Source organism: Thermogutta sp., assembly GCF_014359955.1.
Taxonomy (GTDB): Bacteria; Planctomycetota; Planctomycetia; order Pirellulales; family Thermoguttaceae; genus Thermogutta.
On sequence record NZ_JACIYL010000060.1, the window covers coordinates 1 to 10880 of the forward strand.

7 protein-coding genes and 1 pseudogene are annotated in these 10880 nt (G+C 59.5%); 3 read left to right on the plus strand and 5 right to left on the minus strand.

The features are described 5' to 3' along the window. A pseudogene (locus tag H5U08_RS03385) lies at positions 1-277 on the plus strand (hypothetical protein); the annotation flags it as partial. A 92-nt stretch (positions 278-369) separates the two neighbouring features. Here the strand turns inward: H5U08_RS03385 and H5U08_RS03390 are convergent. Continuing rightward, positions 370-1293 carry an ATP-binding protein gene (locus tag H5U08_RS03390; RefSeq protein ID WP_297030121.1) on the minus strand — a complete coding sequence of 308 codons (924 nt, stop codon included), beginning with the start codon at positions 1291-1293 and terminating at the stop codon, positions 370-372. Positions 1294-1558: 265 nt separating this feature from the next. Between H5U08_RS03390 and H5U08_RS03395 the strand changes: the two genes are divergently transcribed. Further along, positions 1559-1804: a hypothetical protein gene (locus tag H5U08_RS03395; protein WP_297030123.1), complete on the plus strand. Its 246-nt coding sequence runs from the start codon at positions 1559-1561 to the stop codon at positions 1802-1804. A gap of 7 nt (positions 1805-1811) precedes the next feature. Here H5U08_RS03395 and nadD read toward each other — a convergent pair whose 3' ends face one another. Then, positions 1812-2462, minus strand: coding sequence for a nicotinate-nucleotide adenylyltransferase (nadD, locus tag H5U08_RS03400; RefSeq protein WP_297030126.1), 651 nt, complete (start codon positions 2460-2462; stop codon positions 1812-1814). A gap of 504 nt (positions 2463-2966) precedes the next feature. Between nadD and H5U08_RS03405 the strand changes: the two genes are divergently transcribed. Beyond that, a complete protein-coding gene (locus tag H5U08_RS03405) occupies positions 2967-3440 on the plus strand; it encodes a hypothetical protein (protein ID WP_297030129.1) in 474 nt (157 codons plus the stop codon). Between the two features lie 16 nt (positions 3441-3456). Here H5U08_RS03405 and H5U08_RS03410 read toward each other — a convergent pair whose 3' ends face one another. From H5U08_RS03410 to H5U08_RS03420, 3 genes are all read right to left on the minus strand, one after another. Next, positions 3457-4902: a hypothetical protein gene (locus H5U08_RS03410; RefSeq protein ID WP_297030131.1), complete on the minus strand. Its 1446-nt coding sequence runs from the start codon at positions 4900-4902 to the stop codon at positions 3457-3459. Positions 4903-5148: 246 nt separating this feature from the next. Further along, a complete protein-coding gene (locus H5U08_RS03415) occupies positions 5149-7617 on the minus strand; it encodes an ABC transporter substrate-binding protein (RefSeq protein WP_297030134.1) in 2469 nt (822 codons plus the stop codon). An 8-nt stretch (positions 7618-7625) separates the two neighbouring features. Next, on the minus strand, positions 7626-10880 hold a 3255-nt coding region (locus H5U08_RS03420; RefSeq protein WP_297030135.1), incomplete at its 5' end, for a PQQ-binding-like beta-propeller repeat protein.

The following is a 10880-nucleotide window of genomic DNA, read 5'->3' on the forward strand; positions in this document are numbered from 1 at the left end:
GACTTCCTCGGCAACGTTTCGTAATGATAGTTCTCTCACACGGGTCGTCTCACCCATCGGAGAACAGCAAACCCACGCGGGTTGGATTCCCCTGGGGCGGGATACCGCGCTCGAACAGCGAATCATTGAAATGATTGGGGCTCGATTCGGTCTGCTTCCTGTTCCCGCCGCATCAACGCCGCCGCTGGAGGATATCAACATCCCGACTCAGGGCGGTCAAGTCATTCAGCAGAATCCGCTCCCGCCGTTGCAGCCGGTTCCCGGAAGAAACCCATGATTCGGGGTACGGTGTAGCGTCTGGCATCTGCGGGGAAAGATGCTCAGAAAAACCGATCTTCACTGCTGTGCCCCGCCTTTTGTCGATCAGGCTCAGGAAGAGACATTGTCCAGTGGTCCCTCGCGACCTGTGGGAAGTGGCTCGGGAGACACCTCGCCGTTGACGAGCCGGGCGAACGTGGGAGCCGCCGGCACGGATTGTGAGCGGAAAGCCGTCGGCTGTGTGGTCTCATTTGGGTTACTCGAGGGGGACGATGTCGCTACCGCCGCGCAGGGCAACCGAATGGTGAAACATGTGCCTTTGCCCACCGCACTTTCCACCCGAATGCGCCCGCGGTGCGCCTCGATAATCTCCTTGCAGGCAGAGAGTCCCAGGCCTGTTCCCCCCTTTCCACTGGCATCTGGGCCCGTCTTGGTTGTGAAGAAGGGATCGAAGATTTTGGGCAGGATTTCTGGCGGGATCCCCGTGCCGTAATCGCGGATTTGAAGATCCACGAACTCCGAACCGGGGTCGTGATGGAGTCGGATGACCAGGCGTCCGCCCCGCGGCATGGCCTGTCGGGCATTGGTCAAAAGGTTGAGGAGCACCTGCTGAATCTGACCCGGGTTGGCCATTACAGGTGGCACCTCTTCCATGGCCACTTCCACCCGGATGTGGTATTTGTTCATCTCCCGTTCCAGAAGGAGCAACGTGTCGGCGAGCAGTTGGCGGAGATCGGTTGGCTCCATGGTGTTGGAGCGTCGCCGTGCCATGCCCAAGATCGTCTGTGTGATCCGTGAACCCCGCGTGGCAGCGGCGAGAATTGCATCAAAGGCTTTGTCTCGGGTGGCATCATCGCGATGCCGCAGGCCGTGCCGGGCCCAGTTGATGATCGTGGTGAGGACGTTGTTGAACTCGTGGGTCGTCGTGCCCACAAGCTCCCCCAGGGCAGTGTAACGTTGGGTTTGCAGAAGTTGTTCTTTGAGAAACGCGATTTGTTGCTCGGGTGGAAGTGATTTCAGGGTGTTTTCGTCCACGGAAGTGCCCTTGCAACAGAGTACCACAGTGACTATAGACTGCCTTCGAGCCGTGTTTTTGCGGGTGTTTCTGGCGAACGACTACCCGATTCCACGCGCCTTTTCAGGAAATTTGGCCACGTGGCAACACGGCTTCCCCACCGGACACAAGAGATATTGCTATAGAGTTCATCGGCTGAACCGTACCCGTTTCACAGGAACAGTTTGCAGTACGCAAATAGATCCGCCAGGTTTTACAGTTTCTCGGTAGCGGGGAATCGAAAGCATGGATGGAAGCGATGTTCTGCGTAGCCTGGACGAATTGAGGAGGAGATTAATTGGTAAAGGCTGGGCAATAAGAGAAGAATGGCTTAACGGCAGGGGCTGCCATATGTGCGAAATTCGGGGACAAAAGGTCGTCTTTGTCGATGTCAGCCTGACCCCCCGAGAACAGATGGTCCAACTCCAGGAAATCTGCTCGGCCCTGGAATCCTCCGGTCATTCGGTTGAAGAATTGGCCAGACCGGCCTGAGTGAGCTTCAACAGACGTGGCTTTCCCTTGTAGCCGCCGCATGGGCGGGAGTGTCTTTGTATAGTCCATGGTGCAGAATGTACATCTCCACGGCCTTGGGGACACGAAACCGAATGCTTTTCCCGGAAGCCACCCGGGCACGGATCTCTGAGGCCGATAATTCAATTTGGGGCATGTCCACCTGAAGCTGGAGAACTCTTTCGAACCGGCTGGGCTCCATCATCGCGCGGAGGCCATCCAGAGAGGGAAGGGGCATTCCTGCGCGGCGGACTCCGACGGGGATGGCGAGGCGGCAGATTTCCGCGGCCTCCCGCCAGTTGGGAAGATCGTTGAGCATGTCCGCCCCGACAAGCAGAAACAGTTCCGCCTGTGGAAACTGACCTTTCAAAAAGCGAAGTGTTTCCACCGTGTAACTGATTTCTCGCCGCTCAATTTCATACCGGCAGATTTCGAACCCCGGTTCACCCCCGATGGCCAGTTCCAGCATGGCCACACGATGTTCTGCCGGGGTGAGTGGCCGCTGGCGTTTGTGGGGCGGTTGCCCGGCCGGTATGAAGAGCACCTTCTCCAGGCAGAGCTGCTCCCGACAGCACTCTGCCAAAAGGAGATGTCCATAGTGCACCGGATCAAAACTACCGCCAAAGACTCCCAGACGCATTTGAACAGAGCGGTCCTTCTTAACACAGACGGCAGTTCATTCGTCCCCCAAAACAAAAAACAATCCTCTTCCCGCTGCAAGCCTCCGGGAAACCGAGGATTCGCTTCATTCTATCGTGGTCAGCAAGGCAGCGTCAGGACTGACCCGTCTACATTTTTGTGAGAACCTGCGCACTGCCGCGAGTTCGGGGTGCCGGGGGTAATTCATGAATTGCCCCTCCCTTTCAACCAGCGACGGAGGCAAGCCGCTGGAGCTCGGGCGGGAGATGGATTCACCAAACGGCGCAAGGTGGACCTGACAAGCCGGTCTCCCGGAGGAGAACTGCGGAGGGGAACGCGCCCGTTCCCGGGCTGGATCGGCTCATGTTTTCGGGAGCGAAGAGTCAACTCGGCAACCGTTGTTACGGGGCGGAACCCGCACAGATTTTTCCTGAGGGTTGCATCGGTGGGGGGAGCGCTCGTACAATGCCAATGGACGGTTGGTTGGGGAAAGTGGGGCCCGATTATGCCGGACGAGCTCTCGCTCATTCTGATTCCGCTCGCTGTGGCGGCGATCCTGGCGGCGCTTTGGCGACCACTCCGCAGGTTGCAGGCTCGGGCTGTGTTCGAAAAGGCACGCCGCCAGTTTCATCGTCAGCGCGAAAGCCTGGAGGCAAGGCTTGTCCGCCAAATTGCTGTTCCGGTGGTGGCGGGTGAGCTCGAGTGGGTGGATTGCGAGTTTGACGATGAAGTTCTCTATCTGAGGGAACGCGGCGGCCATCGGCTCGCTGCAGTTGTGCTGGTTACATTGGGAACGGATTCCGATTGGCTGCCCGCCAGTGAGGAGTCGCAGCGGTGTGGCGTGGCCATCTTCCGCTTCGACAAAGATCATTGGACCGTCGATCCCAAAGTGTATATGAATCTCACCCCGGAAGATGTCGTGCGCCAGTTTTCCGGCACAATGGAAGTCCTTTACCGCGAATCAACGCGAAGGCCGTAGAACGCTCGGTAGGGAGCTAGGGTGTGTCGGTCCGCCGGGGCGCTTTCATGGCAATCTCTTTGACAAGCTCCTCGACTTCTCGTGGATTGAGATACAGATTGACCAGCCGACGGGTCTCCTCGAACATCTTGTCGATCTGCTTTTGACCCACCGGATCCGGGCAGAACAGCCGCTGTTGTTGCTGCGTCAGCTCGCTGGAGAAAACCTCTCGGGATTTGAGCTGGAGGAGCTGGTCTCGCAACCGGATGGCCTGCTCCCAATCTCCGGCGGCAATCCGGGCGCGGAGCCGTGCGATGAGGACACTCCGCAAAGTGACGAGATCAACGAGCTGATCCTGAACACTCATGAGGTAACCCTCCGCCAGAAGCCGGGGATCGTCGTCAGGCAGGGCGAGTTCAGTAAATTCCGTTGATCCATCCACCAGGGGCACTTTCGCAAGCACCCGACGGCCATGCTTGACCCACAGGAGCTTCCATCCCGGTGGGTCCTCGGTCGGTATTTCAACCTGGCCGGCGAAGTCGGTGCGCCCCAGGAATTGTGGTGAGCCCTCACCATCCGGCTGGGCGAGCACTTCGTACCCGACCAGCGGTTTTTGCGAATCCTGACGATTCCGCAGGGAAAGCACCACGGACCGTGACCGAGGCGTCACAGCCCAGGCGAGAAGCTGCACCCTCCCGCGACGTCGGGCGCTGAGAGGGTTTTTCAGGCCAGAAATAATCTGGCAACTCACGCTCCCGTCCTCGGCGGGGGGCCCTTCCGGCGATTGCAGAATCGTCCACGGGAGGGGAACCACTGCGCGGGCATTTCCGTCGCGATCTTCATACCGAGCGAGAGCGAGAAACTGGCGGCGGGGCAATGGAGAACGTTCCTCCATCAGAAGACTTCCCTGGAGATCCAGGCGAACAGCCTGTTGTTCCACCAGGCGAATCTGTGCTACCGGGACGACAGCCCGGCGCACTGTTTCTGCGGCAGCCGCCAGGACACCCGACCAGGTTGGGGCGGTGTGCTCCACAAGCGGGCCCAGGCGTTCGACCCTCACATCCCAGTCGCGCGACACGACGTGCCAACCGAGCCCGGTTCTTTTCACCGCGAGAACCACCACTTTGTCGCGCAGGGCCACCTTCCGCCAGGAAGTCGGGGGATCAAAAGGGAGATCTCGGCGGAGTGCGGCACGGAGAATCGCCCGATCCTCCGCGGACGGGGGCGCCACAGACACGCGCCACGCAGGGCCCTGTTCGCTGGCGAGCCTCTCGCCAAGTTGGCGGCAGAACTCCTGCTCCAGGCCGGTGGAGGTGGCGATCTCCGGAGGAAGCAGGCAGATCACGTTCAGCCGGCACGGTACAAGTGTAAAAAAGCTCTGGCCGTAAACGACCGGAAAAGCACCAAGCCAAGCAAGCGCCGCTGCGGCGATGAGTGCTTCCCGCAGCAAACGTGTTTTTTCGATCGGTTGTCGCCTCATCATGTGGCCTGTCGACACGTAAAAGGCGAGTTTTATTTGTCGCCGAACGCCAACCGGATCCGGCAAATGTTTCCCCGAAGGACGCCACCAGGTAATCGGGGTGGCTGGATTGCGTGATGGCTCATCGCTTTTGCAAAACTGCCTCGATAAAGCCATATTCCCTCGGAGTGGCGAACTACCCGCCCATCGAGGAATCTCGTCGTTTTACGGGACCTCCGTCGGTTTGTCTGTGAGCCGGCCATCACGCGGCTAATTCGGGGCAAACTGCCAGGTCTCGACATTCTGGTAAAGGGACACGCGCGGCTCTTCCAATCCTTTGATTCCGGAACGGTAGGCGTAAAAGTCCACAAGCTGCCACAGTGGCACCACGGTGAGATCGTCATACACCCAGCGGTGCAGGTCGCGGAGACGTTGTCCCAACGTCGGCCAGTCTGCGGAATGGCCCAGTCCTGCAAGGGCAAGCTCCACCTGGGGCGAAAGATACTGCCGTTCGGGGATCAAACGGGTGATCAACCGGATAACGTCAACTTCCGGCTCCCAGATGGCGGCCTCCACATACAGGAAATCACAGTTCGGTGGTGGGGGCTGATCGGGCGACGCTTCCACCAATTTGACGGTCCAGCCTATCAGACGCCACTGCTCCTGAATCTGTCGGCAGGCTTCCCGGGCAATCTCGTGGGGAGGATGGGCGAGCACCACCTCCCGGGATTCCGGCGGTGGCAGCCCCCGTTTTCTTGCCACTTCCTGAGCCTGACGGAAAGCGATTTCGCTCAACGCCAGAGCGAGCGAAGGTTGATACTCGCGGGGTTTGATCTGCGCGTCATACGCATAACCGAGGGGATCGCCGAAAGATGTCCCCGCAGGGAAGGGACCACTGATGACCTGGCAGCCTGGTTGTCTCTTGCCTCCCAGCAGCGATTGGAGGATGCGGTCTCGGTCAATGGCGTACAGCATGGCGCGGCGAAAATCACGGTTGCCGGGCAAGGGCTTGGAAAGGTTGGGAACCAGCAGATGAACGAGCGGTACGCGATAGGTTTGCACAGTGACATCGCGGGCTTCGGCGAGCAGAGGGAGTTCCCAGGGATTGACGCGATCCACGATATCCACCTCGCCGCCGCGCAAGGCCCGCAAAGCGTCCCGGCATCGGGGAAAGGCGATCTCTTCAATCTCGGCCGGACCAACCGGGCTTGTCTGGTCGGAGGAAGTCCCCGCGTGAGAGTTGCGTAGAAAAACCCACCGCGATGACGAGGATTCTTCTGCGGCAAGCAGAAACGGGCCGACATCAGGAGAACGGTTTCCAGCGGAGGAAGCGAGAATCACCGCAGGCACCGGTACGCACTGCAGGAGAGCCTCCGGTTTGAGAGGAACAAATCGAAGATTGACGATGACCTCTTCGGGCGAGAAGACACGAATACCGGCGACGACCTCCGCCCACGGTGGGAAGTATGCCTCGTGGTGTCGGTCTGCGCGACTGGCCAGTTGCTGGGCGAGATCGTAAGCGGTGTAGGATCGCCCATCCGCAAATCGGGGACGCTCAGGCCGAAGTCGAAGCGTCAGCGTCTGCTTTTCAGCATCGAGTTGCCACCTGAGGAATGCGGACCGATACTCGCCCCCCTCTGGACCAGGACCCGTATATTCCACCAGGGCCTTGCGGATGAGTTGCCCGCAACGTCGGCTTCCCCAGTCGATTAACGAGGTGGGATCAGGCCGCGCACCTGGTTGGGTGATTCCCACCTGAAATCGTGGATAGGCTTGGCGGACTTCGGCGATCAACTGGTCAAGCCCGGGTTGTTGTGGCCAAACCTGCCTGAGCTTGCGGACAAGCCGGTCCGCCTGGCGGGCATTGCCCTCGGCGAGTACCTGCCGCACCTGCTTCTCCAGCTCGGCGGCCTCGGTTTGCCATTGCTGTCGCCACTTTTCAATGGCCGGGTGCTGGGGCAGAAGTTTCGAGAGCGTTTCCACCACCCCCCGTGCCGCGGCATATTCCCCTTTTTGCCATCGCTGGGCGACCAGCGTATCGACTGCCTGTCCGATCAAACTGGAGAGTTCCGGATGGTTCGGGTTAAGTTGGCTCAGGCGACAGAGGTCGGCAAATGCGCGCTCCGATTGTCCCTGAGCGAGGGCCGCCCGAGCCTCTTCGATTAAAAACAACTGCTCGACTTCGGCCAATCCGCTGACGTTAGGATGATGGGTGGCCACGTAGTCCAGGTAGTCGTAGGCTTCGTCGAAGCGTTTTTCCTGGATGAGTTTCGTCGCCTGTTCCAGCAGGAGTTGTTCGAACAGTTTAAGCTGCACCACGGCCTGCCATGGGACGCGATAACGTTCGCCCGGACGGTCGAACAGTTCAATCTCCAGATACCCGCTTCGCGGTAGCGGTTGCGGAACTTTGCGATCGGGCAGGGGAACAGGCGACAGCTTGAGCACGGCGTTATTGTTGGCCGCATTGAGATACAGCAGGTCGAACGGCGGCTGCTCGTATAATGGGGTGCTCGTGTCGATGCTGGGTTCGGAGAGCTGTTTTGATATCTGAGGTGTCAGCGGAGAAGGTTGCTGCGGCGCCTCAGCGAAGGCATCCCTGCCCAGGATACAAAGGACCAGCAGGCAGGCGGTACGGCACAACCCGTGGCACCGCGGGAGTCGCCGTGTGTCCGCGGTACGCTGGTTCGGCAGATCGATATGTTTCCCAAGCCGATCCATTTTCTGAGACGCCGAGTCCATCACCTGTTTCAAGGAACTGCGGAAAGGGTGTCGCTACCGGTGGTCCGACTCGTCCGCAGCAAATCCAGGGAGACGCGCAACCAGCATCCCTCCAGCGTCCCCAGCCAAAGCTCGTTTCCGAGCAGGGTACCACCTGTGGAAAGAGGCGCTTCCAGCCGCAGGGTGTTGATGATCTTTTTGCTGTTCAGATCGATGGTGATGAGGTCCCCCGCCGATGTGACCACCAGCAATGATTGACCGCGACGGATCGGGATCCCTGCCGGGATGCGATTTTGCATCGCCACTTGCCCCATGCTGGTGGCATCGCTCAACCAGAAAAAGGTTCCGTCGGCTCTCATGAAATAGACGAGGTCATCGCCGGTCACAGGTCCCCAGAGGCACTCGCCGGAAAGAGGAATCGTCGCTGTGGGCTGAAGGGTCTCTACGTCGAAAAAGACCAGATTGTTTTCGGCATCGCTGCTTACAATCAGCTTGTCGAGTCGCGCCAGGGGCGACACGAATGGGAGACGATGGGATTGCTCACGTTCCAAGCGGAAGTGGTCTGGCGGGTTTCCTTCCAGACGGAGCCTGATGAGGTGCCCTCGATTATCCGCCGCGACGAGGGTCTGGTTTTCCAGAGCGACAGCGCCTGAATAACGGGTGGTCTTTCCGGGGACGGTCGGTCCCAGATACGCAACCGGTTGAGGATTTTCCTGATCAATGGGCAGCCAGACGAGGCTCCCATCCTCAAGCCCGACTGTAAACCCGTTTGCCAAGGGAACGAGTGGACCAGCCACCGCCTTTGTGAATCGCACAGGTTCCTGCTTCGGGGGATCGCTTCGCGCATCGATCTTCAGCAGATCGCGAGTTCCCAGGTAGCTTATTAGCCACAGGCCGGGGAAAGGAGAACACGTGAGCGGCTCCACTTCCGGGGAAGGAACCAGCGGCATCTCGGTGGTTGCCAGGGCTTCGACAGCCTTTGGCGATTGACCTTCTCCGGAGAGATTCCATTCGGCCACGTGACCGCTCCACGTAATGACCGCTATCTGTGATGGGCGAGACGGTAACGGAGTCAGAGTGACTCCGGGGTCGCCGAGATGGACCTCCCAGTAACTTCGCCCATCGGCAGCGTTGACCGCCGTGACGAAAATCCCAGCACGGCCTGGCCGGCGATAAGCGTAAAAAACTGTGGAGTCCACAATCACGGGCGGCGCAACGGCCAGAGTGTTTTCGCAGGCCACCCATCGCGGGATGAGTCGTGCGGCCGATGCCTGAAGCTCAAACTCCGCCAGGGAGGTATCGGCCGTGAACAGGGAGTCGCCCGTCAGCACAACCCACGGCGCGACCCACTGATCCGATTGCTGGAGCCCTCCCGGAGACTTTCCTTCCGCAAGAAGCACCAGGGGTTGCTGACGATCGCCTGCCCGTAATTGATAAACCTGCACGCGCCCATCGTGAGTGATCAAACTCAGTCGGGATTCCTGAACTTGCAGAGGTGTGAGGAGTTTTCCCGGCAGAGGGATTTCCTGAATTGGAGCGTCGGACGCCTGGGTGTCTTCAGGTTTCCCGTTTTGCTGGGAAAGTGCCAGGACGCGGAGCTGCGCTGTTTGCCCGTCCTTTTGCATCGGCAGAACGAGATACTCGCCGGCAATCACCGGTGGAACGCAGAGTTGGCCCGGCTCATGGCCAAGATACCACACGTCCACACATTTTCCTGCGTCGGGATCCACGACGAAGAGATTGGAATGTTCTCCGACGAGATACCATCGGACCGGATTATCCGCCAGCACCGGAAGAAACGCGGGTTTCTGGGGAAGCGTCAGTTCTCGCAGAATCTTTCCCTCCTGGAGATCGACCAGGTAGATGCGGCCGGAATCTCCCAGAACGGTTGCTCTGTTAGCGTCTGTCAGCGCACACTGGGCCGGAGGCTCGGGCAGCAGAATTTCCCGGAGAGGGTTTCCCGTGCTCAACTCCAAACAGGCCGCGCACGTATTGACGCGGTCCGGAAGGACGATGGCCGGGCGGTTATCAATCTCGAGGATGCACGGCGTCTGAGAAGGACCAATACTAACGACTGATTCGCCGATGCGGCGCTGCCACAGGAGCTTTCCCGTACGTGCCTGGAGGGCAAAAGCTGAAGACTGGTCGGAGACCACTACAACCCGATCTTCCGGCAATGGGGCTTCCCCCTTTTTGAGGAAAGCAAACACCGCCGTTTGCTCCACGGGAGGCTGTTTGGGCGGGTTTGGAACGGGTGACGGCTCAGCGAGCTTCACCCGGGCTTTTTCCGCTTCCGCAACGCGCCGCATGACGCGAATCAACTCTGTGCTGTTTCTCGCCTGCGGATAGTCCTCAAGAAATTTCCTTCTCACCTCATAAGCCCGATCGAGATCCCCTTTTGCCAGCAACTCTTCCAGACGGCCGATTGTTTGAGCCAATTCTTCCGTTTCGGAAATGCGACGACGTGCCAGTTCGAGCGTGGTGGCGATTTCGTCGAGTTTCGCCACCGGGCGTTTGTCCTGCGGGATGAATCGCCGACAGTAGGCAAGGGCCTCCTGAGCTTTTTCCACAAGGGCGGGATCTGCTTTTTGAAGGGCCGCCCGCGCTAGATTCTCAGCAAGCGGCGGTAGAATCGCCGTGAGTTCTGCGTCGGCCTCGGCGTGGAAATCGGGAAGGGGGCTGATTTGGTCGAGGACCTCCTTAATCGCAGAAAGTGCCGCCGCACTCTCCTGAGTTTGCAGGGCTTGCCGGATTTGCGCTAGTCCCCGCCGCACTTTGGCCGGTCCCGCCTGGGGATGTCGAGGAAAATTATCCAGAAACTGCGTGTACTTATGGATGGCTTGCGTGTACGAGCCGGCATGGTAGTCGGCATCTGCTTCGGCCAGCAAATCGTCCCCACTTCGCCTGTTGAGAGACCAGAGAAGCACCACCCCGGCGAACAGCAAAAGAAGGATTCCCCCACCACCAAACAGGATGAGCGGCGATTCCCATGGCGTTTTGCGACGGGGCGAAGTCCAGGTTGTTACCGGTGGGACAGTCGCCGATGTTGGACTGGTGGGAGGCAAGAGTTCGCTCAGCAAATCCTCGGTAGGGCTGGATGGTGGCGGCTCGAAGTCTCGCGACGGGGCTGGCGAGGTCGTATCAGCAGGCTCCAGAGGGACAGCCCGGGGAGGTGGCGAAGGCGCCGCCGGTGTTTTCCGCGGAGGTTCTTCCTCGAGCGGCAACAAATCCACGGGTTCGTCTGCCAGCCCAATGTTCTCTTCATCCGGGACGGGCGTGCCTTC